This is a genomic window from Paenibacillus mobilis, assembly GCF_058267595.1.
In genome coordinates this window covers 315,140-337,802 of record NZ_JBZCMS010000005.1, presented here as the reverse complement: position 1 = coordinate 337,802, position 22,663 = coordinate 315,140, and the positions used below count along the sequence as shown (strand labels likewise).

General features: G+C 53.1%; 25 protein-coding genes. 19 read left to right on the top strand and 6 right to left on the bottom strand.

Annotated features, from left to right (window positions below; genetic code table 11):
• Positions 1–65: 65 nt before the first annotated feature.
• Positions 66–629 (bottom strand): GbsR/MarR family transcriptional regulator, encoded by a 564-nt coding sequence (locus AC3ZPD_RS12350; protein ID WP_490984617.1) that lies wholly within the window; start codon positions 627–629, stop codon positions 66–68.
• Positions 630–849: 220 nt separating this feature from the next.
• On the opposite strand from AC3ZPD_RS12350, the gene AC3ZPD_RS12345 reads away from it, so the two are divergent.
• The 6 genes from AC3ZPD_RS12345 to AC3ZPD_RS12320 all read left to right on the top strand — a co-directional run bounded on the left by AC3ZPD_RS12345 (position 850) and on the right by AC3ZPD_RS12320 (position 6,138).
• Positions 850–1,731: a carbohydrate ABC transporter permease gene (locus AC3ZPD_RS12345; RefSeq protein WP_490984595.1), complete on the top strand. Its 882-nt coding sequence runs from the start codon at positions 850–852 to the stop codon at positions 1,729–1,731.
• Between the two features lie 27 nt (positions 1,732–1,758).
• Positions 1,759–2,601: a carbohydrate ABC transporter permease gene (locus tag AC3ZPD_RS12340; RefSeq protein WP_490984594.1), complete on the top strand. Its 843-nt coding sequence runs from the start codon at positions 1,759–1,761 to the stop codon at positions 2,599–2,601.
• Positions 2,602–2,705: 104 nt separating this feature from the next.
• Positions 2,706–4,088 (top strand): ABC transporter substrate-binding protein, encoded by a 1,383-nt coding sequence (locus tag AC3ZPD_RS12335; RefSeq protein WP_490984593.1) that lies wholly within the window; start codon positions 2,706–2,708, stop codon positions 4,086–4,088.
• A 28-nt stretch (positions 4,089–4,116) separates the two neighbouring features.
• Entirely contained in the window at positions 4,117–4,911 is a 795-nt protein-coding gene (locus AC3ZPD_RS12330) for an HAD family hydrolase (protein ID WP_490984592.1), read from the top strand.
• Positions 4,912–4,932: 21 nt separating this feature from the next.
• Entirely contained in the window at positions 4,933–5,256 is a 324-nt protein-coding gene (locus AC3ZPD_RS12325) for a DMT family transporter (RefSeq protein WP_490984591.1), read from the top strand.
• 6 nt (positions 5,257–5,262) lie between these two features.
• On the top strand, positions 5,263–6,138 hold the full coding sequence (locus tag AC3ZPD_RS12320; protein WP_490984590.1) for a metallophosphoesterase family protein: 876 nt from the start codon (positions 5,263–5,265) through the stop codon (positions 6,136–6,138).
• An 86-nt stretch (positions 6,139–6,224) separates the two neighbouring features.
• On the opposite strand, the gene AC3ZPD_RS12315 is transcribed toward AC3ZPD_RS12320, so the two are convergent.
• The 4 genes from AC3ZPD_RS12315 to AC3ZPD_RS12300 all read right to left on the bottom strand — a co-directional run bounded on the left by AC3ZPD_RS12315 (position 6,225) and on the right by AC3ZPD_RS12300 (position 8,910).
• Positions 6,225–6,596, bottom strand: coding sequence for a hypothetical protein (locus AC3ZPD_RS12315; protein ID WP_490984589.1), 372 nt, complete (start codon positions 6,594–6,596; stop codon positions 6,225–6,227).
• Positions 6,597–6,681: 85 nt separating this feature from the next.
• A complete protein-coding gene (locus AC3ZPD_RS12310; RefSeq protein ID WP_490984588.1) occupies positions 6,682–7,920 on the bottom strand; it encodes a cation:proton antiporter in 1,239 nt (412 codons plus the stop codon).
• Between the two features lies 1 nt (position 7,921).
• On the bottom strand, positions 7,922–8,416 hold the full coding sequence (locus AC3ZPD_RS12305) for a cation:proton antiporter regulatory subunit (RefSeq protein WP_490984587.1): 495 nt from the start codon (positions 8,414–8,416) through the stop codon (positions 7,922–7,924).
• 107 nt (positions 8,417–8,523) lie between these two features.
• Positions 8,524–8,910, bottom strand: coding sequence for a hypothetical protein (locus AC3ZPD_RS12300; RefSeq protein WP_490984586.1), 387 nt, complete (start codon positions 8,908–8,910; stop codon positions 8,524–8,526).
• 128 nt (positions 8,911–9,038) lie between these two features.
• Between AC3ZPD_RS12300 and AC3ZPD_RS12295 the strand changes: the two genes are divergently transcribed.
• Positions 9,039–9,332, top strand: coding sequence for a MurR/RpiR family transcriptional regulator (locus tag AC3ZPD_RS12295; RefSeq protein ID WP_490984585.1), 294 nt, complete (start codon positions 9,039–9,041; stop codon positions 9,330–9,332).
• 121 nt (positions 9,333–9,453) lie between these two features.
• Here the strand turns inward: AC3ZPD_RS12295 and AC3ZPD_RS12290 are convergent, their stop codons facing one another.
• Positions 9,454–10,731 carry an ArsB/NhaD family transporter gene (locus tag AC3ZPD_RS12290; protein WP_490984584.1) on the bottom strand — a complete coding sequence of 426 codons (1,278 nt, stop codon included), beginning with the start codon at positions 10,729–10,731 and terminating at the stop codon, positions 9,454–9,456.
• A 378-nt stretch (positions 10,732–11,109) separates the two neighbouring features.
• Here AC3ZPD_RS12290 and AC3ZPD_RS12285 point away from each other — a divergent pair, with 378 nt between their 5' ends.
• The 12 genes from AC3ZPD_RS12285 (at position 11,110) to AC3ZPD_RS12230 (ending at position 22,639) form a co-directional block, all read left to right on the top strand.
• Positions 11,110–11,421 carry a hypothetical protein gene (locus tag AC3ZPD_RS12285; RefSeq protein WP_490984583.1) on the top strand — a complete coding sequence of 104 codons (312 nt, stop codon included), beginning with the start codon at positions 11,110–11,112 and terminating at the stop codon, positions 11,419–11,421.
• Between the two features lie 74 nt (positions 11,422–11,495).
• Positions 11,496–12,170: a PspA/IM30 family protein gene (locus AC3ZPD_RS12280; protein ID WP_490984582.1), complete on the top strand. Its 675-nt coding sequence runs from the start codon at positions 11,496–11,498 to the stop codon at positions 12,168–12,170.
• A gap of 4 nt (positions 12,171–12,174) precedes the next feature.
• Positions 12,175–12,729 carry a PspC domain-containing protein gene (locus AC3ZPD_RS12275; protein WP_490984581.1) on the top strand — a complete coding sequence of 185 codons (555 nt, stop codon included), beginning with the start codon at positions 12,175–12,177 and terminating at the stop codon, positions 12,727–12,729.
• A gap of 2 nt (positions 12,730–12,731) precedes the next feature.
• Positions 12,732–13,445, top strand: a complete 714-nt coding sequence (locus AC3ZPD_RS12270) for a PspA/IM30 family protein (protein ID WP_490984580.1) — start codon at positions 12,732–12,734, stop codon at positions 13,443–13,445.
• Between the two features lie 174 nt (positions 13,446–13,619).
• Positions 13,620–14,273 carry a cell wall-active antibiotics response protein LiaF gene (liaF, locus tag AC3ZPD_RS12265; protein ID WP_490984579.1) on the top strand — a complete coding sequence of 218 codons (654 nt, stop codon included), beginning with the start codon at positions 13,620–13,622 and terminating at the stop codon, positions 14,271–14,273.
• Between the two features lie 17 nt (positions 14,274–14,290).
• The gene (locus AC3ZPD_RS12260; RefSeq protein ID WP_490984578.1) at positions 14,291–15,364 is read left to right on the top strand and encodes a sensor histidine kinase; all 1,074 of its coding nucleotides are present in this window, start codon (positions 14,291–14,293) and stop codon (positions 15,362–15,364) included.
• On the top strand, positions 15,354–16,004 hold the full coding sequence (locus tag AC3ZPD_RS12255; RefSeq protein ID WP_490984577.1) for a response regulator: 651 nt from the start codon (positions 15,354–15,356) through the stop codon (positions 16,002–16,004). Before AC3ZPD_RS12260 ends, AC3ZPD_RS12255 begins: the two co-directional genes overlap by 11 nt.
• Positions 16,005–16,268: 264 nt before the next feature.
• Entirely contained in the window at positions 16,269–17,603 is a 1,335-nt protein-coding gene (locus tag AC3ZPD_RS12250; RefSeq protein WP_490984576.1) for an ABC transporter substrate-binding protein, read from the top strand.
• Between the two features lie 64 nt (positions 17,604–17,667).
• Positions 17,668–18,471 carry a Nif3-like dinuclear metal center hexameric protein gene (locus AC3ZPD_RS12245; protein WP_490984575.1) on the top strand — a complete coding sequence of 268 codons (804 nt, stop codon included), beginning with the start codon at positions 17,668–17,670 and terminating at the stop codon, positions 18,469–18,471.
• A 28-nt stretch (positions 18,472–18,499) separates the two neighbouring features.
• On the top strand, positions 18,500–20,680 hold the full coding sequence (locus AC3ZPD_RS12240; RefSeq protein WP_490984574.1) for an alpha-glucuronidase family glycosyl hydrolase: 2,181 nt from the start codon (positions 18,500–18,502) through the stop codon (positions 20,678–20,680).
• Positions 20,681–20,837: 157 nt separating this feature from the next.
• A complete protein-coding gene (locus AC3ZPD_RS12235) occupies positions 20,838–21,800 on the top strand; it encodes a carbohydrate ABC transporter permease (protein WP_490984573.1) in 963 nt (320 codons plus the stop codon).
• A complete protein-coding gene (locus AC3ZPD_RS12230; RefSeq protein ID WP_490984572.1) occupies positions 21,797–22,639 on the top strand; it encodes a carbohydrate ABC transporter permease in 843 nt (280 codons plus the stop codon). The genes AC3ZPD_RS12235 and AC3ZPD_RS12230 overlap by 4 nt, the downstream gene beginning before the upstream one ends.
• Positions 22,640–22,663 lie beyond the last annotated feature (24 nt).

Genomic DNA, 22,663 nt, shown 5'->3' with positions numbered 1-22,663 from the left:
AAGGCTTTTGGTTTTTTGCCGCCGAGGGAGAAGAGGGGGCTCAGGAGATGGAACGGGCCCTGGGATTAAGAATCTTTTTGAGAATCGCCGGAGGCGTTTTGTTTTCTTAAATCCTCAAAATAGTTTCCGTTCTGCAGGCCGTCGACGAATTGCTGGAGCCATTCGTAGTAGTTGGCGGCGTGACGCAGCTTGTGCAGATCTTTTAAACCGTTTTGCCGCTCGGCTTCCGGCGTATCGATATCCAAAATGATCTCTGACAATTTCGGGGAGACCTCGGAAATGACATTTCGCATGACATCGATTTCCCGCTGCAGCTTGGTTGTAAAAAAGGACTGGAAAGCTTTGAAAAAGTCCGTCTCTGCCACATACAAATCTTTTCTTTCTTCTTTCTCGCCCAGCTTGGACACCATTTTCGATTCCATCAGGGAGCGAACCGCATAGCTCATGCTGCTTTTGCTCATGTTCATATACTCTTGCATTTCTTCGAGGGTCATAGGTCTGTCTTCAAAAAACATGATGGCATAAAGCTGGCCATAAGAATAGTTGGCGCCATACAAGTCCATCGTTTGGGCAATGGCGTCTATGACTTTTAATCGGAGCTCTTCAGAAGGACTGGAGGGCTCTTTCATTTTTCCGGAAAGATCTTTCTTCACAATTCCACCGCCTTGGGTAAAATGCAGTCGCCTGCTGTCATAAAATTTTACAAAAAACTGAAAGAACTTTCACGCTCGGATAACCCTTCTCCTTTAAATCGAACGTACAATATTTATTGAATGAATGAGTTTTTTAGGGGGAAAATGTCTTATTTGAGTTAAACATTCAAAAAATAATGAACAAAAAGGAGGAGAAATGAAAACAATTCGATGGGTAGAGGAGCTGAAGGCCCTGCTCTTTACCTTGCCGGCCATGATTCCTTTAGCGTTGTTCTGGTTTTTTCCTCTCGGGTACATTTTGTACCTAAGTTTTATGGAATGGGATTTCATGAGTCCTGTCAAGACTTTCGTTGGTCTCGATAATTTCAGGAGCCTGTTTACGGATCCGGCTTTTTACCAGTCGCTAAGGGTCACCTTGTTGTTCTGCGCAGGCAGCGTGGTGCCGATTGTCGTGCTGGGCTTGGCGCTGGCCCTTCTGCTGAACCGGAACCTCAAAGGCGGAGCATTTTACCGGGTGCTGCTGTTCTCCCCCTGGGTGACGCCGACGGTGGCGGTTTCGATTGTCTGGTCCTGGATTTTTGAACCGGATGTCGGGCTGGCCAATACGCTGCTTAAAGCGTTGGGTTTCTCGGGAGTCCGCTGGCTGGAAGACCCAACCTGGGCTTTGGTCGGCATTCTTTTGGTCACGGTATGGAAATCGGCCGGCTGGGCTATGGTTTTCTACCTTGTGGCCCTCCGCAATGTCCCTAAAGACCTGCTTGAAGCAGCCGAGCTCGATGGGGCAAACAGCGTGCGCAGATTTTTTAGCGTGACTCTGCCGCTAATTTCCCCGATTACGTTTTTCCTGGTAGTCATGCAGCTGATCCAATCCATTCAAGCTTATGACCAGATTAATGTGCTTACTCAAGGCGGCCCAGCAGGTTCTACCCGGACTTTGCTGTACCTCTATTATCAGGCTGCTTTTGAATCTTTTCAAATCGGACAGGCTTCCGCCGTGGCGATCACGTTGGTGTTCGGCTGCGTGGTGCTGTCGCTGCTTTCCTTCGGGGTGGGGCGCCGGACGGTCCATTATTCCTAAATCTGCAGAAAGGAGAGAAAACCAACTATGCCGGGATACAAATTCGTGGGAAAATCCCTTAATCATCTGCTGCTGGCCATTGCTTCGGCAGTTATGGCTTTCCCGTTTTACTGGATGGCTACCAGCGCGTTAAAAAACAACGATGAAATCTGGCAGTTTCCCCCGACGCTGTGGCCGCATCAGGCAAAGTGGGGACAGTTTGCCGAAGCCTGGAATGCAGCCGCTTTTGACCGGTATATCCTGAACAGCTTATTTGTGGCCGTCTCCATCGTGGTCCTTCAGGTCATCAATTCCGGGATGATGGCGTATGCGCTGACCCATATGAAGTTTAGACTGAAGGGATTTTTTACGGCCGTCGTGCTGCTCGGGTACATGGTGCCGAGTACGGCAGTCTACTTGCCGGGATACATTGTGCTGGGCAAGCTGGGGCTGCTTGATTCTTACGCCGGATTAATCCTGTCCAACTGCGTCAGCGTCTTTTCGATCTTTCTGATCCGGCAGGCCTTTCTGCAGGTATCGCATGAACTGATCGAAGCCGGTCAGGTGGACGGGGCTTCCCATTTCCGGATTTTGTGGATGATTTTATTCCCGCTCACGCGCGCCTCCTTTGCCGTGCTTGGGCTGATTACTTTCATAGAGCAGTACAATAACTATTTCTGGCCGATGCTGATCACCAAAAGCCAAAATCTTCAGCTGGTTTCCGCCGGCCTGCGCAGCTTTTTTGTGGAGGGGGGTGCTTACGGATTGAAGTGGCCGCTGATCATGGCCGCAAGCGCCTTTACGATTGTTCCTTTATTGCTGTTGTTTATCTTCACGCAGAACACCATCATGCGGAGCGTTAACCTCTCTGCCGGTGCAACGAAAGGATAAAGGGTTGTACACCCCTTCGTCCTTGAAACGAATGGATAAAGTCAGGGGTTCAATTCCAAATCGAATACGTCGTAATCAAACCTAATTTATGGAGGGAAATAAAAATGAAGTTGAAAAAGTCACTGCTCAGCTTGATGCTGCTGCTTTCGGTGTTCTCCCTGGCAGCCTGCGGTTCAAATTCGGGGGCGAGTGCAGGACAAGCAGGCGAAGCGAATGCGGCCACCAGTTCTGCGGATAGCTCTTCAGACAGTTCTGCAAACGGAGGAACTTCGACGGAGCCGGCGAAAGAGCCGGTTACGATCGAATTCTGGTATGGACTTGGCGGCAAGCTGGGTGACAACATGCAGACCTTAATCAACAAATTTAATGCTTCCCAGAAGGAAGTTATCGTAAAACCTGTAGTTCAGGCGGATTATGATGAAACGGAGAAAAAACTTCAGGCCGCGATTGCCTCGGGCAATGTTCCGGCTGCCGTTTTATCCTCCAACGTGGATTGGGCGCGCAAAGGATATTACGCTCCGCTGGACGATCTGCTGGCTGCCCAGCCTGACTTTAATGCAGATGATGTCGTGCAGACGTTCCTGCAGCAAGGCAAAGTGGACGGCAAACAATATTTCCTGCCGATGTACGGCACCACGCAGGTGATGTACTTCCGGAAGGATGCTTTGGAGAAAAACGGCATCAAACCGGAAGATCTGACAACTTGGGAGAAGCTGGGCGAAGCCGCGGCAAAAATGACTGTGAAAGAAGGGGGCAAAACGACCTTCTACGGCTGGGAACCGATGTGGGGCGCCGACAACCTGATTGATGCCGTATACAGCAAAGGCGGGAAAATTCTAAGCGACGACGGCAAAACGGTGCTGATCGACTCTCCGGAGTGGATCCAAACCTGGGATATGTTCCGCAAGTGGATTTTTGACGATAAAATCATGCGCATTCACTCCGGCGGCCAAGGCTGGGAATATTGGTACAAAACGATCGATGACGTGATGAAAGGCCAAGCTGCCGGATATACCGGTTCGAGCGGCGACCAAGGCGATCTTGACTTTAACCTCGTTTCGGCGATGGAGCAGCCTGGCTTTGAAGGAGTAGGAGCAGGCAAACCGGTAGCGCAGGCGATCTTAGCGGGGATTCCGGCCAAAGCCAGTCCGGAGCAGCAGCAGGCGGCGGTTAAGTGGTTTACGTTCTTTATGAGCGCTGAAAATACGGCTTTCTGGTCCATGAATACCGGATACATTGCCGTGCGCCAATCCGCGCTGGATAACCCGGATTTCGTCGCTTACAGCCAAAAAAATCCGCAGGCAACTATTCCGCTGAAACAAGCTACACACGCTTCCGAACCGTTCCAGGATCCAACCGGAGGAAAAATTACGGATGCCTTGAAGGTAGCGGCGGACAAAGTGGAAATCAGCAACGTGCCGGCCGAAAAAGCGCTCAAGGAAGCCAAAGAAACGGCACAGCGCGCGCTTGACGCAATGAACAAATAAACGGCTCCATCCATGAAAGGACGAATCCATGCCTAGATTAAGGATTGCCGGACAGGATTATGAGCTGCAGGCTGTTTTGCTCGATAAGGACGGCACCATACTTGATTTTGTTTATACCTGGGGACGCTGGGGCGAGCTTTTGCTCGCCCGTTTCTCCGAAGAGCTGGAAGCAAGACGGTTGGAGCCCTTGGAGGGCGGCATGCTGGCCCGATGGGGAATTCTCTATGACCCGCAAGGTTCCATCACCGGTTATGACCGCAACGGCCCGCTTTCCATGGGTACCCTTGAGGAGCTGCTGACGCTGCTGGCGTGGGAAGGTTTTCGGCGGGGATTGTCCTGGGCCGAAGCCAAAAAGCTGGCCGTTCAATGCAGGCTGGATGCGGATTTTGCGCTTGAACAGGAAAAAGCCGTCCGGCTGCTGCCGGGGGCGCTAGCCTTTCTGGAGTCCTGCCGGGAAGCCGGAGTTCCAGTCGGGCTGGTTACTTCCGATGAAACGGCTGCTGCCGTGAAACATCTGGAATGGCTGGGCGCCGAATCTTATTTCTCCGTTTGCTTAGGCGCGGACCAGGTATCCAAAAGCAAGCCGTTTCCGGATATGGTAGAGGAGGCCTGCCGCAGATTGGGAATTTCCCCCCGGGAGGCTGCCGTGATCGGGGATACAAACGGCGACATGATGATGGCCAAGGCGGCGGGGGCTTTGGCGGTTGGACTTGATATACGGAACGACGGCGCCATGGATGTAACGGAAGACGGTTTTCCGGAAGCGGACCGGGTAATCCGATCTTATTTGGAATTGGGATGGATGAAAGAAGAAGCCAGATAATGCTGGAAGGTGGAAAAAGGTATGGGGTGGTTATTCTTACTTTTGGCTATCGTGCTGGAGTTCTCCGGCACGTTATCCATGAAGCTGTCGAATGGCTTTGCCCGGTGGGTTCCTTCCATGCTGATGTTTATTTTCTATGGAGCGAGTTTTACGTTTTTGAATTATGCGCTGAAATACATGAAGATCAGCATCGTATACGCAACATGGTCGGGCATCGGAATTGTTTTGATCTCCATTGCGGGAGGTTTGGTGTTTCAAGAAAAATTGCCGCTATCCGCGATGTTATGGATGGTGATCATCGTCGTTGGGGTAGTGGGTTTAAATATGAGCATTAAAGGAGGCTGATCCGGCATGGCGGAGAATGAAACGGCGAACAATGATTTGTTATTATCCTTTCAGGTGATCACGGATACCCATGTTACGGAAGATCCGGAACATACCTATAATAAAAATTTGGAACGGGCGCTGCTGGATATCGCCGCGAATGCGCCGGACACGGACGGCATTTTGCATGTCGGTGACGTGACCGATCATGGTTTTTCCCGTGAATACGAGGAATGGCGGCGCCTTTGGAGCGGTCATGCCGGGACGCTGCCTCTGCCGATAGCTGCAACGGGCAACCATGATGTGGGGCTGGGCTTGGGTGTTTGGCCGGACCGTCTGGAGAAGTTTCTCGCCGCGACGGACATGCCGGGGGCTTACCATGATCACTGGATCAAGGGGTATCATTTTATTTTTCTGGGGACGGAAAAAGGTTTGACAGCCTTTTGTTCTTTATCGGGCGCACAGCTTGAATGGCTGGACCGGAAGCTGGGCGAGAACGTCGATGAGGGGAAACCGGTATTCGTATTTCTGCATCAGCCGCTGTTGAATACCGTTTCGGGTTCCTATGAAGCGCAGGAGTGGTACGGGGTGACCGAAGACGCAGAATTGAAGGCCGTGCTGGCCAAACATCCGCAGGTTATTCTTTTTAATGGGCATACCCATTGGGAGATGGAGGCGCCGAACTGCCATTTCGATGGACACGGGCAGCTGCCTCATATATTTAATGCGGCTTCCGTAGCTTATTTGTGGACGGATGAAGATCAACATAAAGAAGGAAGCCAGGGCTTTTACGTCGAGGTTTATCCGGATCATGTGCGGGTTAAAGGACGGGACTTCGCTCAGGGCGAATGGATAGAAGCGGCGGATTTTCGCATTAACCTGCCGGTTTCGGCGGTTAAATAGATAAGCCGTTCTCCGTTCTTAAACAGAAACAGCCAGCCGCGGGTCGCGCCCTGCGGCTGGCTGTTTCTGTTTTTAAAGCTTTTGGTTTAATAATCGGAAACCTCAATATCGCATGCGGGGTCCGCCAGCCTGGCAATGGCTGCAAGCCTGGTGATTTCGAGCCGGTTGGTATCGCAGCTGAGCAGGGCTTTGGAGCCAGCCTGCGACGGCGGGGAAATTAACCGGGTCTCGCGGTTTAATCTTTGCTTGATGGCCAGAGCAACCTCGGCATGCCGGCTGCAGTAAATGCGTGCGATTTTGGGGGCGGCAAAGCCCACCTTTTTGATCATGCAAATATAAACGAACAGCAGAACGGCGATTACGAAGATAAAACTCACAATTTGTTCACTACCTGATGCCTCCACAACCACAACTTCCATAGAGGCAATCTCATTCGGATTTGGGAATATGTCGTCCATAATAAGCCTCCCAAGTGGCGGAGACGAAAGCAGGACCCAAAAGTCATAAAAGCTTGATATTTGTAGACTGAAAGGATACTTTACATCAGCCGGCCGGGTCATCGCCTAAGGCTGCTTTCTCATCCGTCTGATTTCGTTTCTCAAATTTGAAAATCCGGTTGAGCAGCTTATAAATATGTTTGCTTTCTTTGGTCAGAAGCGGCCCGAGAATGGCCAGGATCAGCACATAGAGAGCCGCAAAGGGCTGAATCAGCGGCAGAAGTCCGCCAGCCTTGCCCAAGTTGGCGACAATGATGGAGAATTCCCCCCGCGATACGATCGTCAAGCCAATATTGGAGGAGGCTTTAGGAGATAATCCGGCACTCCGGCCGGCAAACATGCCCGCCGCAAAGTTGCCGATCAAGGTCACGACTACCGCTCCAAGCGAATACCACAAGGCTCCTCCTAGGGCGAGAGGGTCGATGGTCAGGCCGAAGCTGAAGAAGAAGATGGCCCCAAAGAAATCCCGAAACGGAATAATCAGGCGTTCTATCCGGTGGACATGCTCCGTTTCGGCGAGAATCAGGCCGACCAGCAGCGCACCGATCGCTTCGGCTACGTGGATGGTCTCCGAGAACCCGGCTATGATAAACAGCAAGGCGAAGATGATTAAGGCAAACAGTTCATTGCTGGATACATTCAGCCACTTATTCAGCAGGGGTACGGCTTTGCGGCCGACAATCAGGAGAACCAGCATAAAGCCGAGCGATAGCAGGGCAGATAGCAGCACGCCTCCAAGAGTGGATGATCCGCTGAGGACGAGGCCGGACAAGATGGAGATATAAACAGCGAGAAAAACATCCTCGAACATGATGATTCCCAGAATCATTTCCGTTTCAGGATTGGCCGTGCGCTTGAGATCGACCAATACCTTGGCGACAATCGCACTTGAAGAGATGGTGGTAATCCCGGCGACAATCAACGTTTCCTGAAGCGGAAACCCGGCCCCCCAGCCGAATAAAAGCCCTAATGTGAAGTTAATGGCTATATAGATGGTTCCGCCAACGGCAATCGATTTGCCCGATTTGATCAACCTTCCCACGGAGAACTCCAGTCCTAAATAGAACAGAAGGAACAATACGCCGATCCGGCCCATAAATTCAATCAAAGGCGCGCTTTCAATAAAACGAAAGTCCAGATGCCAGATTTGTCCAGCGTGCGGGCCTACGGCCATGCCGATGAGAATGTAGAAGGGGATCACGGAGAATCTCAGCTTAGCGGAAATAAATCCGCCTGCGGCGATCAAAGCCACAGCCAAACCAATCTCAAATATCAGATGGTCCAAATTAACCGCCCCCGTTCAAGAGGACTTGCCGGAGCTGCTTCTGGTGCTGGCGTTCGCCAAGGGCGACCAGCATCGAATTGGCCGTGATGACTACATCCGGACCAGGATTAATTGTCTTCCCGTGTTTAGGGTCGATAAGAGCAATGATGGTTGCGCCGCTTTGCTGTCTTACATTTAACTCTCCGATTGAAAGCCCTACACACTTAAATCCACTCTCAATGCGGTACCATTCGATGATCAGATCATCGAGGGCGACTTCGATGGTTTCGAGCGCTTTGGGTTTATAATTGATCCCGCCTACAATAGCGGAGATATGTCTGGCTTCATCATCGTCTAGCGTGACCATGGAGATGCTTTCCTCTTCATCGTCATGCTTGAAATGGTACAGCTCGCGTCTTCCGTCATCGTGAACGATAATAACCAGCTTGTCGCCGCTGCGGGTGGTAACCACAAATTTTTTGCCAATGCCCGGCAGATCGGTTTCTTTCAAATTCATCGCTTAAATTCCTCCAGTTGAACTTTTTTTTCGCAAAATGGCAGCACGAAAATAAACCCGATGGTTAGGTTTGAAAAAAACGAAAACCATGAGTGAATCGGAGGAATTTAAGCCACAAATCTGGAGGTGAATTTGACAGGATAAAGCAGGATTTGTTTGAGGCGCCTTGAGATAATAGGGCGGACAGCCATAAAGGATAAGGCCAAGTAAGCGGAGCACAGTAACGACAGAATAAAGAGCAGCATAGGGGAGAAGCGCAGGTTGTCTTTGAAGACCTGCTGAAGGGAGGCGCGAACGACAGGACGGAACTGGACGGTGTTTTCCATTTCCTCCGTTTCTGCCGCATCACTGGTTTCTGCAGCTGTCTGAACCCAGGTGAAAGAAGTGGCGGCTGCAGCCGCGGTGCTGTGGGGAGGCGTCAGAAAAAGAATCAAGGAGAGCGCAAACAGACAAATCAGCTTCAAACCGCTTAAATCGAATCGGCGTATTGTCATAGGCGCTCTCCTCCTTAGCTTTAAATAGCCCGTGCTAAAAGGATAGCATAGATGAACTTGGCTCTTCAAATAGAGGGGAGACTTTGGGCGCAGCCGGGTTCTTTTATACCTCTGACCGAGCCATTCGAATGGCCTCTTCGACGAATCCGCCGGTTGTGGATTGTCTTAAACATGCAAAAGAGCGGGGGGCCGCGGTCATTTCGATTACCCGTTACGGAAACAACCCGGTTAGCGAGCTAGCGGATATTCCGCTGTCTATCTCTTCAACGGAAATGGAAATCCGCAGTGGGGCCACCTCTTCCCGGATTACTCAGCTTAACCTTATTGATATTCTGTATCTGGCGGTATCCAGCCGGAATTATGAGCAATCTGTCCGGTATCTGGAGTTGACGCGGAAAGTGGTCAAGAGAAACCACAAATAACTTTAAAGAAATAAAATACCGGTTAGCGATATTCATACATAAGCATACCAAACCAACCCCAAACAAGCGCCTCTACCCGGTTCATCCTTTCGAGAACTGGAGTAAAGGCGCTTGTTTAAATTCAAAAATATCTCAAATATATGTACACGGCCGATAACAGGACGGTAACGATCATCAGCGGGAAGCCGTATTTGGTAAACTTCAGAAAGCTGATCGGCTCGTCTTCCTTGGCCGAAAGGCCGGCCGCTACGAGGTTGGCGCTCGCCCCGATCAAAGTGCCGTTGCCCCCCAGACAGGCTCCAAGGGACAAGCTCCACCAAAGCGGTTCAATCGGCTGAACGCCCATTTGGTTCATGTCCTGAATTAAAGGGATCATGGTGGCGACAAACGGGATATTGTCCAGAAAAGCGGATGCGACCGCGCTCAGCCAAAGGATCAGCATGCTCCCGGCCAGCGCATCGCCTCCGGTAAGCGAAATGGCCCGGTCCGCCAGCAGCGAGATGACGCCGGTATCCACAAGGCCTCCGACCAGAACAAATAACCCGATAAAGAAAAATAAAGTAGGCCATTCCACGGAACGAAAGGCGCGCTCCATAATTTTTTCCCCGGTAAGGAAAAGCAGGAGGAAAGCCCCCGCCAAGGCGACCGTGGCCGACTCCAAATGCAGGGCTTGATGCAGGAAAAAGCCGATCAGGACCAGGCCGAGCACAATTAGGCTTTTAATCAGGAGCGGCCGGTCGTGGATAATGCCGTTCAAATTGTAGCCCATCAGCAGCTTCCGGTTCTCTTGTGAGGTAACCAGCTGCTTGCGGAAAATTAGTAGGAACAGCCCGATGCTTACTGCCATGATGATTACGACGATCGGAGCCAGATTCAGCAGAAAAGCGTTAAAAGTCATTTCCTTGACGCTGCTGCCGATCATAATGTTCGGCGGATCGCCAATCAGCGTAGCCGTGCCTCCGATATTGGAGGCCACGACCTGCGTGAAAATAAACGGAAACACCGGGACCTTGAGCTGCCGGGTGATGCTGAAGGTGACCGGAACCATGAGCATGATCGTGGTGACGTTATCCAGAAAAGCGGAAGCTACCGCTGTAATGACGGCCAGCATCCAAAGGATGCGGACCGGATGTCCGCCGGCTTTTTTGGCCGCCCAGAGGCCGATAAATTTAAACAGTCCTGTTTCGGCCGTCGTATTGACGATAACCATCATGCCGAGAAGCAGGCCCAGCGTATTAAAATCGATATGCTCCAGGGCCGAATCCTGGCTCAGGATGCCTGCGGCGATCAATATTAGGCCGCCTAACATGGCGACGATGGTCCGGTGGACTTTTTCACTGATGATAAGGGCGTAGGTTACAAAAAAAATAGCAACCGCCCACCAGGCTTGAGCGTGCATAACTACCTCCTTTAATAGGTTGAACTCTTCATGATGTGAGCTGTGAATGACGAAAATAAAAGCGGAGGGAGAGCGAATCTCTTTGAAAAAGACAAAAGGAACCCGTCGGTGACAGGCTCCTCCCAAGTAAAACGATTTGATTTTCCGCTAAACACGCTCGCGAAAGATATTTATAAGTATAAATTTTAATGGAGTTGATGTAAACCATTAATCGGATAAAGGACAAATCCGCAAAAGGCTGGCGTCCCGTAATCTCCAGGTCTGAAACGATCCTCGACTTTGGTCTAGGTTCAAAAACCGCCCCCGGTCTGTTTTGAGAAAAGGCGCCGAAGCTTAGAATAGAGTCATAAGGTAGTTAAAGGAGAGGCGGTGAACAATATGAGAAACAGCGGATCTAAAGGACTTGCGGTTATACTTATTGTAATTGGGGTGCTCATCATTTTTGGTAAATTCACCCCGCTGCTCGGTCATTTGTTCGGATTTTTCTTCGGGCTGATTTTTGCGGCGGCAATGATTGCACTTGGTTATTACGGCATTCGCAGAGGCAACGCCTTTTTCGGCTGGATCGTTTTGGCCATCGGCGTATTGGTGCTGCTTGCCAAGCTGGCCTGGCTGCTCATTCCGTTGATTGGCATCGGAGTGGTACTGTACGGGATTTCGTTTTTTAGAAATGGCAGAAGGCACGGATAACCGGGAGAAGAACTCGGTATTTACCAGACCATAATAAGCACAACATCCGAAAGGGTTAGGAGGGACAGCTCAGCATGGGCGTATTTCGACGGGTTAGAGACATCACATTGGCTACACTAAACGAACGGCTGGAACAGGCGCAGGATCCGGTGCAAATGATTGACCGGTTTCTGTACGAAACCCGGCAGGAGATTGCAGAAGTAGAAAAGCTGTACCAGCAATGCTCCAGCCATACCCGCAATTTAAAAGGGCAGGTTGAGCAGGCTAAGGCCATGCGCTCCAAAAGGGAAGAACAGGCGCTGCTGGCTTTGAAAGCCGGCGAAGAAAACCTGGCCAAACTGGCTTTACAGGAAAAAATGCTGTACGAGGAAAAACTCGAGCAGTATGAAGAGCTCTACAATCAAAGCTTTGATTCCCTGCAGGAGCTTGAGCTTCAGCTTGGGGAGCTGAAGACCGAATATCAGACGGTGTACAGCAAACGCCAATATTATTATGCGCGGATGGAGACGCTGCGATTGCAGCAGCGCATGAACCAGCGTATGGGCACCGACCGTGACGTGCCGAAAATGTTCGGCCGGCTGGAGGACCGCGTATCCGATATGGAGTGGGAGCAGCGCAGCCTGCGCGAGCTCCGGCGCGGTGAAACCGCCGGGCAAGGCGGCAGCTTCGGCGCCGCAAGCGTGCAGTCGACGCTGGAGCGCGAGCTGGAGCGTCTCAGACAAAAGCTGAACAAACAGGAAGGAGTGTAAGCGTGTGAGCAGAGTATATCGATCCCGCAGAGACCGGTGGATCACCGGCTTATGCGGCGGACTTGCGGAAAGCTTCGGCATCAGTACGGGCATTCTGCGTCTGCTTCTCGTCATCGCCATTCCTTTTACAAGCGGTGCGGTGATCCTGATTTATCTGATCGCCTCGCTGGTGGTATCGAAGGAGCCTTATCAGCCGCATGATCCTTTTTACGGCGGAGGCTGGAATTCCGATTATAATCCCGGCCCCGGGCCGGGACCTGGACCAGGCCCTGGAGGCTTCGGACCGGACCGCCGGTTCTCCCACCAGGACTTCAAGCGGGACTTCGAGGAGCGTTTCTCCGGACGGCGCGGGCCTTTTACACCGCCGACGCCGCCAAGATCCCCGCAGTTCGGGAATGATAACCGCAGAGGTCCGGAGGGCTACGGCCGGATGGATGAATCCAATCTCGATTACATGATGGGCGACATTGAGAAGAAAGCTATGCAGAAGGAATTGGATGAGCTTCGCCAGAAGCTGGCTAAATACGAAAACGGAAAGCAAACGAAAGGAGACGAATAACAATGGGAGTATTTAAAAGAATTAAGGATATTACAAAAGCGTCCGTCAATGAACTGCTGGACAAAGTGGAAGATCCGATCGTAATGCTGAACCAGTATCTGCGCGACATGGAGGCTGAAATCCGCGAGGCGGAGGTAACCGTAGCCAAACAGATGGCGAACGAACGCCGCATGAAGCAGCGTCTGGATGAAGCGGTCCGCATCTCCGCACAGCGCGAAAGCCAGGCCGCAGCAGCTCTGACCAACGGTCAGGAGGAGATCGCCCGCAAGCTGCTGGAGGAAAAAATCTACTACGACCAGAAGCAGGCCGAGTTCTATGATCTTCATACGCAGGCCGAACTGCATGCTCAGGACCTGAAGCAGCAGCTGCATGACATGAAGGACGAATTCTACAAGCTGCGCAACAAACGCAACGAATTGGTATCCCGGGCGCAGATGGCGAAAGCGAAGAAACAGCTGTCCTCCATCAGCAGCCTGCATACGATCGAAAGCGGCAGCGCTTCGCTCGGCTTCCAGCGGATGGAGGAGAAAATCATGCAGCTGGAGGCCGAAGCGGACGTCATGCGTACGCCATACGGCGGTTCCGGCAGCAGCCTTTACAACCAAAGCCCTGTTGACGCCGAAAAACAGCTGAAGGTAGAAGAACAGCTGAACGCGCTGAAATCGAAGCTGAACGGCGGAAGTGAAAGCAAACCGGCTTCAAAATCCGAGGAATAAGTGATTCAGGAACCTTCATAAATATGTTATGCTGTACAGGCATGGACGGTCCGTCTGCTGCCGCTGTAAACCGGCGGGCGGACCGGGATTCTGTACGGACAGGGGAGCCATACGGCACGAAGGCGTGCTGTTATGGCTTTTCTACAGTTCAATTACAGCCAGAGGAGGTGCGGCATGAGAGACAGAACCCGGATGTGGGCGATAACGCTGATGATGATCGGCATCGCTCTGATTGCTTTTAAATGGATGGGCTTCTTTACGATTGTCGCACTTGTTTTGCTGGTATACGGCGTATATAAGATCCGGCAAGGGGAAGACGTCAAAACAGGCTACGTCCTGCTGGCGGTGGGCAGCGGCATTATTTTGCTCGATCACCTGCTGCTTGTGATTACCATTCTGGTTATTTCGCTTGCGGTGTTTTATGCCAAAGCCAGAAAGGCCCGGCCGGGCAAAGATTATATGCAGAAACACAACTTTGTGCAAAGCATTCATTGGGACCGGGATCCCTGGGTGCTGCGCAATATCGGCATGATGCATGTGCTGGGCGAGCTGGACGTCGACCTGACGCTGGCCATCGTGGAGGAAGGGGACAATATTTTGATGTTCCAGGGCATCGTCGGCGATCTCGACCTTGTGTTGTCCGAGGATTACGGGATTGAAATCGATGCGTTTGTATTTTTCGGCAGGATCGGTTTGGGCAGGGAATCGGACACGGGGCTTATGAACCGGATTCACTGGCGTTCCCCGAACTATGAGCAAAGCGGACAAAAAGTGAAAATTATCGTCTCTTATCTGGTGGGGGACGTAGATATACGGATTAATAACTGACAGGAGGACTTGGCCCGATGAAGAGGAAAAAGCCGGTGAACATCGTTTCACGCAGCATGCGGGACGGGATTCTCCTGTCCATCTTTTTGCTGGCCGTGATTTTGTATGTTCTGAATACATATGGCTATCTGAATTTGAGCGGCTCCTGGCAGCAGGCTTTATTTGCGGGATTAACGCTGGCGGCGGTTCTGATCGCCGTGGGGGCTGCGTATGGTTTCTATGACGTTTACCGCATCAAACGCAGGCTGGATCTGCTGCGGAGCTCGCTGCTGCAATGGGAGAAAGGCAATTTGTCCCGTACGGTGCCGAAGCTGGGGGAAGACGAGGTCGGGCAGCTGGGCGAGCAGATCGAGCGGCTCGGCAAACGCTGGGAGGAGCAGGTGACGTCGCTGCAGCGGCTGTCCACGAACAACGCCCAGCTTGCCGAGCAGGCCAGGGTGTCGGCGATTGTGGAAGAGCGCCAGCGGCTGGCCCGGGAGCTGCACGATGCGGTGTCCCAGCAGCTGTTCGCGATTTCGATGACGGCGACGGCGGTCAGGCGGACGCTGGAAAAAGATTTCGACAAAGCCGAGCGGCAGGTGGAGCTGATCGAGGAGATGGCTTCGGTCGCGCAGTCGGAAATGCGCGCGCTGCTGCTGCACCTGCGCCCGGTTTACCTGGAGGGCAAGGAGCTGACGCAGGGCGTCGAGGAGCTTGTCCGGGAGCTTAAAACGAAAGTGCCGATGGATATCGTGCTGGAGATGGACCGGGACCTCAGACTGGTGAAAGGCATCGAAAACCATTTGTTCCGCATCATCCAGGAGGCCATGTCCAATACGCTGCGGCATGCGAAAGCCGAACGGATGGAAATCCGGATTTTCAGACGGGGCGATTCGGTGCGGGTGATTTTGCGGGATAACGGGGTGGGCTTTGAATTGGACGAAGCGAAGCAGGCTTCCTACGGCCTGTCCAATATGCAGGAGCGCGTCCGGGAAATCGGCGGTTCCATTCAGTTTATTACCGCGCCGGGCAAAGGGACAAGGATTGAAATCACGGTCCCGCTGCTGACGGGAATCGAAGAAAGAAAGGATGACGTGCAGAATGGAGCTTGAGACGCCGATTAAGGTTTTGCTGGTGGATGACCATGAGATGGTAAGGATCGGTTTGGCCGCGGTGCTGGGCACAGAAGACGGCATCGAGGTTGTCGGGGAAGCCAGCAGCGGGGAAGAAGGCATCAGGCTGGCGACGGAATATAAACCGGATGTGGTGCTGATGGACCTAGTGATGGAAGGCATGGACGGCATTGAAACGACCCGGCAGCTGCTGAAGCTGTATCCGGACTGCAAAGTTATTGTGCTGACCAGCTATCTGGATGATGAAAAAATGTACCCGGTCATCGAAGCCGGCGCTTTTAGCTACCTGCTGAAAACGTCGCGGGCGACGGAAATCGCCGATGCGATTCGCGCCGCTGCCCGGGGCCAGTCCGTGCTGGAATCCCAGGTGGCTTCCAAAATGATGAACCGTTTCCGCCAGCCCAAGCCAGCGGCACCGGCCCATGAGGAGCTGACCGAACGCGAAATGGACGTGCTGCGACTGCTCGCCCAAGGAAAATCCAACCAGGATATCGCGGATGATCTGATCATCGGGGTCAAAACGGTCAAGTTCCACGTCACGAACATTTTGGCGAAGCTTGGGGTGGAGGACCGGACGCAGGCGGCAATTTACGCCTATAAAAACGGGCTTGCCGAATAATCCTTTTCTCATAATATTAGATTAATAATGAAGAATGTAACCGGTCATAAGCCGCTCGGGTCCCCGGGCGGCTGTCTTTTTTTGCTTAGATATTCGCTCGGGGTTTGCACGGATAAATAGGGACTAAAGGGAGATGGGCGGCCCGGCGCCGAACAAATAAATCGGACGATTTTATAATAAATCGTGCATTGCTCTTATACCAACCAAAGCCGGCAGTTGTTATGCTGTTACTGTAAAAAGATCATTTACGGAGGGGTTAAACGAATGATGAAATGGAAGCGTTCTCTTATGATTCTGTTCATGGTTACCCTGATAGGCGCCTTGACGGCCTGCGGTTCCAATAATGCCGGAAACAGCGGAGCATCCGCAAACTCCGGTACCGGAAGCCAGACGGATTCGTCTTCCGGGGACACCGGAAGCTCGCCGGTTAAGCTGCGTATCATGTGGTGGGGTTCTCAGGACCGGCACGAAGCCACTTTGGCCGCGCTGGACTTGTATACGAAAAATAACCCGAACGTCACTTTTGAGCCTGAATATTCCGGCATGGAAGGTTATCTGGACAAATTATCGACACAGGCTGCCGCCAAAAACGCGCCCGATATCATCCAGCTGGATCCGGGCTGGGTACCGGACTGGGCCGGCCGCAATCAGCTGGCTGAATTGTCCTCGACCGATGTCGACGTCAGCAAATTCGATCCGAATCTGCTGGTCGGCGGCCAGGCTAACGGCAAACAATATGCGATTCCGATGGGCTCGGTTGCCTTTGGCATGATCTATGACAAAGCCGCCATGGATAAACTGGGCATTCAAAGCCCGGCGGACGGCTGGACCTGGGACGATTTCTTCGCGCTGGCCAAGGAGTCCAAGTCCAAGCTGCCTAGCGGCCAATATTTTACGCTCGACTATGCCGGCAATTACTTTATGTATTCGGCGTTCCAGTACAGCAAGGGCAAAGGACCTGTCGTTACGGACGACGGACATTTCAACATCGACCAAGGCACATTCCTGGAATGGACCAAACAATTTGAAGAGCTTCGCAACGAAGGGCTGGTTCCTCCGGCGGACGTAAACGCCTCTGATAAGGAATTCGACCCGCAAATGGACCTCATGGTCGGCGGCAAAATTTTGATGCGCTACGGTTTCTCCAACAATCTGGTTTCCTGGGACAGCCTGAAGCCGGGCGCCTATGCGCTGGTTACAATGCCGCGCTCTACGGAAGCCGGAGGATGGATCAAACCTTCCATGTTCCTGGCCGTTTCTGCTGACTCCAAGCAGCAGGCGGAAGCCAAGAAGTTCGTGAACTGGCTGCTGAACGATCCCGAAGCCGCAAAAGTGCTGAAAACCTCGCGGGGTCTGCCGGTAAACAAAGACAACGCCGCGCTGCTGGAATCGACGATGAGCGATCTCGATAAGGCCGGTCTTGCACTGCTGCGCGCCACGGAACCGGACGGTCAAACCTGGACAGCCGGCGCGGGCGGCTGGACGAATTTCATCGACAAGGACTGGGCGCTGGTACGCGACGAGCTCAGCTTCAAGAAGGTAACGCCTGAGCAAGCCTTCGATGAGCTGAAAGCCGCTTCGACGGCCTACGAAAAATAAGATAAGCACGGGAAGCCCGGAACCGCTATGGTTCCGGGCCTTGCCTTGCAAGCGGGGTGAGGATTTGGGCATACCCATGGACGAAATCATAGCCTGGCTCACGGAACCGGCCGGCAGGCTGGAGAATACGGTGGACGGCTTCCTGGCAGGGGGCGAGCCCGCGGCGAGGGAGGTCACCGGAATCGCCGTCGCTTTTATTGCGACTCACGCCGTTATCGACCGTGCCGTTTCTCTGGGAGCCAATTTATTAATCACGCATGAAGGCCTGTTCTACAGCCACCATCCGGCCGTCGGGGAGGACGTGCTCCGGGACCCGGTGTTTGCCGGAAAACGGAAGTTGATTGAAGCGTCCGGACTTGCCGTTTACCGGCTGCATGACCATATTCATCGCTACCGGCCCGACGGAATAACGGCTGGACTGATCCGGGAATTAGGCTGGGAGAGCTGCATTGCCGATCAACAGCCGGCTTGGGCCGTTGCCGAAATTCCGCCCGCCTCCTTAAGGGAGGTGGCCGAACATGCGAAGCACAGTCTCGGCATTCCGTTTCTGCGTGCCGTCGGAAACTTGTCCATGACTTGCAGGCGCGTCGGCCTGCTGGTCGGATACCGCGGCGGCGGTTCCCTGGCGATTCCGCTGTTCGAGCAGGAACGCCTGGATTTGATCATCGCCGGGGAAGGGCCGGAATGGGAAACCCCGGAGTATGTGCGCGATGCCTGCTTTCAGGGCAGGCCCAAAGCTTTGCTGCTGCTGGGACACGCCCAAAGCGAGGAGCCGGGCATGAGGCTGCTGGCGGGCAGGCTTCGCATTCAATTTCCGGAGATTCCGGTTCATTTTATTTCCGGGCATCATGAGTTTCACTGGATTTAGCAGAATAAGCCATTAAGGGGGATTGACCATGAGCACGCCGCAACAGAATCCATTGGAAAGCGGTTATCAAGCTTGGCTTTCATACCGCAGAACGGAACAGCAGAAGCAGCCGGACCTTTCGCCGGACAGCCGCTCTGAATCAAGCGAGACTTTGAACGGGAATTTTCGGTATATCATAGTAACCGGACCCGATCCTGGCAGCGGCGGGAGCGGTGTCATTCGTTCGGCCGCCGAGGAGCTGAAGAGAGGATTAGAGGGGCTGACAGGGCGTTCCGTAACGATTGTTCAGGAAAGTGAAGTTTCCAATGCGCCGGAATCTTCGGAAACGAAATCGACTTTTCGCATCGTCCTAGGCCTTTTGGGCGAAAACGGCAGGCTGGACCGGATTTTTACGGAGGCAACGCCGGAAATCCAGGCCGGGCTTGGCGGACTTGGAGCCGAAGGATATGCCCTCAAGTCGGATGTCCGGTCCGGCGAAATCTTTATCGCCGCGCCTTCGCCGGCCGGCATTTTATACGGCGCGTTTCATCTGCTGCGCCTGCTTGGAACCGGGCAGTCGGTCGAGAATCTGGACATCCGGGAGCAGCCTGTGAATCCGCTCCGTATGATTAACCAATGGGACAATATGGATGGCTCCATCGAGCGTGGATATGCGGGGAAATCGATCTTTTTCGAAAATAACCGGATCACGTCCGAGACGGCCCGCATCCGCGATTATGCGAGGCTGCTGTCTTCTACCGGGATTAACGGTATCGTAATCAATAACGTCAATGTCCATAAGCAGGAAACTTTGCTGATCACGCCTGCGTTGTTGAAAGAAGTGGCCGGTCTTGCCGCTATCTTCCGGGATTACGCGATCAAGCTGTTCCTGAGCGTAAATTATGCGGCCCCGCTGGAGATGGGCGAGCTGTCCACGGCCGATCCGCTGGACCCGGAGGTCCGCGATTGGTGGCGCGGCCGGACGGAAGAGGTTTACGCCGCGATTCCGGATTTCGGCGGTTATCTGGTCAAGGCCGATTCCGAGAACCGGCCCGGCCCGTTCACTTACGGCCGCGATCATGCCGACGGGGCCAATATGCTGGCCGAAGCGCTGAAGCCGCACGGAGGCATCGTGATTTGGCGCTGCTTCGTCTACAACTGCAAGCAGGACTGGCGCGACCGGATGACTGACCGGGCGAGAGCGGCTTACGATCATTTCAAACCGCTGGACGGAAGGTTCATGGACAACGTCATCCTGCAGGTTAAGAACGGCCCGATCGATTTTCAAGTCCGCGAGCCGGTATCGCCGCTGCTTGGGGCCATGCCGTCCACCAACCAGACGCTGGAGCTGCAAATTACTCAGGAATACACCGGCCAGCAGCGTCATGTCTGTTATCTCGTTCCGCAGTGGAAGGAAATCCTGGATTTCGATACCCACATCCATGGAGAGGGTTCCACCGTCCGGCGGATCGCCAGCGGGGAGCTGCACGGCCGCAATCTGGCCGGGTTTGCCGCCGTTTCGAACATCGGCAGCGACGCCAATTGGACCGGCCATTTGCTGGCCCAGGCCAATCTCTACGGCTACGGCCGGCTGGCCTGGAATCCCGGGTTAACCGCCGATGAAATTGCCGGGGAATGGCTCAAGCTGACATTTGGCAACGGCAGCGCCAAGCTGATCGAAACCGCAAAAACGCTGCTGCTGGATTCCTGGAGCATTTACGAGTCTTATACCGCTCCGCTGGGCGTAGGTTTTATGGTGAATCCCGACCATCACTACGGTCCTAATGTGGAGGGCTACGAATATTCGATGTGGGGCACCTATCATTTTGCGGACTGGCAGGGCATTGGCGTAGACCGGACGAAAGCCACGGGCACCGGCTATACGACGCAGTATGAGGAACCCAATTTCCGAATATATGAATCGCTTGCAGACTGCCCTGATGAGCTGCTGCTGTTTTTTCACCATGTTCCTTATACCCATAAACTTCATTCCGGAAAAACGGTGATCCAGCATATTTACGACACGCATTTTGAAGGCGCGGAACGGGCCGCCGGCCTGGTGGAAACCTGGGGCTCCCTGGAAGGTTCCATGGAGGAAGGGCTGCACCGGCAGGTTGCGGACCGGCTGGAAGAGCAGGCCGAGCATGCCAAGGAGTGGCGTGACCGGATCAATACGTATTTCTACCGGAGAAGCGGCATTCCCGACGAACGGGGCAGAAAGATTTTTTAACCGGCAGGAGTGGATTTGCAAGCAGGGAGCGGCCCCACGTTGTGGGGCTGTTTTTTTTCGTTATATTTTGAAAGAATTCAAACATTCCCCTCATTTAACGCGGCCCGGCAACCCTATATAGTTAAATTATAAAATTGACTACAGGAAGTGATTCTGCATGAACCGTACCGCAGCCGCCTTGCCCCAAGCGGCACCGCAAGCGAAAACGCGCCGCTCTTCCCGCAGCAAATGGAAAACAGCCTTAACCGGGTACCTGTTCATATCGCCCTGGCTGCTCGGGTTCTTTTTGCTGACGGCCTACCCGCTGTTTTTGTCCCTGTATTATTCTTTTACCGACTATACGCTGCTGGAACCGATTAACTGGGTAGGAACCCGCAACTATGAACGCATCTTTTCGAATGACCCGAAATTTACGCAGTCGGTGGGCGTCACGTTCAAATATGTAATCGCTTCCGTACCGATAAAGCTGATCGCCGCTTTGCTGGTGGCCATGGTGCTCAACAAAGCCGTCAGAGGCATTACCGCTTACCGGACGGCGATTTATTTCCCGTCGCTGATCGGCGGCAGTATTGCCGTGTCTCTGCTGTGGCGGAATATTTTTGGCGTGGACGGCATCTTTAACAAACTGCTCGGCTTTTTCGGCATTGAGGGGAAAGGGTGGATCACCAGTCCCGATTCGGCGCTGTGGACGCTGATTTTGCTGGCCGCCTGGCAGTTCGGCTCAACGATGGTTATTTTTCTGGCCGGGCTTAAGCAGATTCCAGGCGATCTTTACGAAGCCTCTTCGGTGGACGGCGCAAACAAGTTTGTCCAGTTTTTCCGGATCACGCTGCCGATGCTGTCGCCAATCATGTATTTCAACCTGATTATGGCGGTAATCAACTCCTTTCAAATGTTTACTTCGGCTTTCGTCATTACAAAAGGCGGTCCGATGAACGCCACTTACGTTTATGCGATATATTTGTACGAACGGGCGTTCAGCCAGTATCAGCTCGGTTATTCTTCGGCGCTGGCCTGGGTCATGCTGCTGATCATCGTGGCCGCGGCACTCCTGATTGCCGGCACTTCGCGGTACTGGGTGTTCTATGAAACCGAACCTGAAGGGAGGAACCGGAAATGACCCAAACCTGGAAGCCGTTTGTGCGCCATCTTTTTATGATCGTGTTCAGCATTGTCATGGTTTATCCGGTTGTCTGGTGGATTAGCGCCACCTTCAAAAGCAGCAAGGAGCTCAGCTCGCCGAGCATTTTCCCGAAAGCGCCGACGTGGAGCAATTTTACGGAAGGCTGGAAGGCGATTCCCGGCCATACGTTCACCGATTTCTACCTGAACACCTTTAAGCTTGAAGCCGCGGTATTGATCGTAACGCTGATTTCCTGCACGCTGGTGGCATTCGGGTTCGCAAGATTGGATTTTCCGCTGAAAAAATTCTGGTTTTCCCTGCTGATGCTGACGCTGATGATGCCGGGACAGGTCCTGATCATTCCGCAATATGCTTTGTTCCATCAGCTTGGCTGGGTGAACAGCTATCTTCCGTTTATCGTGCCGCATTTGCTGGCGAGCGGGGCGGGAGGCACCTTTTTCGTCTTCCTGCTGATCCAGTTTGTCCGGGGAATTCCAAAGGAGCTGGATGAATCGGCCAAGATTGACGGCTGCTCCTGGTTCGGCATTTATTGGCGGGTAGTTATGCCTTTGGCCAAACCGGCCATCGTCACCGTGACGATCTTTTGTTTCCTGTGGAATTGGGACGATTTCCTGGGCCATCTGCTGTATATCAACTCGGTGGATAAATATACGGTAGGCCTGGCGCTGCGGATGATCAATGATTCCCAATCCGGCGAGGAATGGGGCCAGCTGCTGGCGATGTCGCTGGTTTCCATTGTTCCGGCCACGCTGGTATTTATGTTCCTGCAAAAGTATTTTGTCGAAGGGATTGCCACTACGGGAATTAAGGGATAAAGTGAATTCAAAACCTGCAGGGGA

Coding starts and splice junctions, on each gene's coding strand:
- AC3ZPD_RS12255 (WP_490984577.1), top strand. CDS start 15,354: ATGGAGCTTGAGACGCCGATTAAGGTTTTGCTGGTGGATGACCATGAG.
- AC3ZPD_RS12340 (WP_490984594.1), top strand. CDS start 1,759: ATGCCGGGATACAAATTCGTGGGAAAATCCCTTAATCATCTGCTGCTG.
- AC3ZPD_RS12320 (WP_490984590.1), top strand. CDS start 5,263: ATGGCGGAGAATGAAACGGCGAACAATGATTTGTTATTATCCTTTCAG.
- AC3ZPD_RS12345 (WP_490984595.1), top strand. CDS start 850: ATGAAAACAATTCGATGGGTAGAGGAGCTGAAGGCCCTGCTCTTTACC.
- AC3ZPD_RS12280 (WP_490984582.1), top strand. CDS start 11,496: ATGGGCGTATTTCGACGGGTTAGAGACATCACATTGGCTACACTAAAC.
- AC3ZPD_RS12305 (WP_490984587.1), bottom strand. CDS start 8,416: ATGAATTTGAAAGAAACCGATCTGCCGGGCATTGGCAAAAAATTTGTG.
- AC3ZPD_RS12250 (WP_490984576.1), top strand. CDS start 16,269: ATGATGAAATGGAAGCGTTCTCTTATGATTCTGTTCATGGTTACCCTG.
- AC3ZPD_RS12285 (WP_490984583.1), top strand. CDS start 11,110: ATGAGAAACAGCGGATCTAAAGGACTTGCGGTTATACTTATTGTAATT.
- AC3ZPD_RS12295 (WP_490984585.1), top strand. CDS start 9,039: ATGGCCTCTTCGACGAATCCGCCGGTTGTGGATTGTCTTAAACATGCA.
- AC3ZPD_RS12260 (WP_490984578.1), top strand. CDS start 14,291: ATGAAGAGGAAAAAGCCGGTGAACATCGTTTCACGCAGCATGCGGGAC.
- AC3ZPD_RS12330 (WP_490984592.1), top strand. CDS start 4,117: ATGCCTAGATTAAGGATTGCCGGACAGGATTATGAGCTGCAGGCTGTT.
- AC3ZPD_RS12325 (WP_490984591.1), top strand. CDS start 4,933: ATGGGGTGGTTATTCTTACTTTTGGCTATCGTGCTGGAGTTCTCCGGC.
- AC3ZPD_RS12235 (WP_490984573.1), top strand. CDS start 20,838: ATGAACCGTACCGCAGCCGCCTTGCCCCAAGCGGCACCGCAAGCGAAA.
- AC3ZPD_RS12240 (WP_490984574.1), top strand. CDS start 18,500: ATGAGCACGCCGCAACAGAATCCATTGGAAAGCGGTTATCAAGCTTGG.
- AC3ZPD_RS12335 (WP_490984593.1), top strand. CDS start 2,706: ATGAAGTTGAAAAAGTCACTGCTCAGCTTGATGCTGCTGCTTTCGGTG.
- AC3ZPD_RS12300 (WP_490984586.1), bottom strand. CDS start 8,910: ATGACAATACGCCGATTCGATTTAAGCGGTTTGAAGCTGATTTGTCTG.
- AC3ZPD_RS12230 (WP_490984572.1), top strand. CDS start 21,797: ATGACCCAAACCTGGAAGCCGTTTGTGCGCCATCTTTTTATGATCGTG.
- AC3ZPD_RS12270 (WP_490984580.1), top strand. CDS start 12,732: ATGGGAGTATTTAAAAGAATTAAGGATATTACAAAAGCGTCCGTCAAT.
- AC3ZPD_RS12315 (WP_490984589.1), bottom strand. CDS start 6,596: ATGGACGACATATTCCCAAATCCGAATGAGATTGCCTCTATGGAAGTT.
- liaF (WP_490984579.1), top strand. CDS start 13,620: ATGAGAGACAGAACCCGGATGTGGGCGATAACGCTGATGATGATCGGC.
- AC3ZPD_RS12350 (WP_490984617.1), bottom strand. CDS start 629: ATGAAAGAGCCCTCCAGTCCTTCTGAAGAGCTCCGATTAAAAGTCATA.
- AC3ZPD_RS12290 (WP_490984584.1), bottom strand. CDS start 10,731: ATGCACGCTCAAGCCTGGTGGGCGGTTGCTATTTTTTTTGTAACCTAC.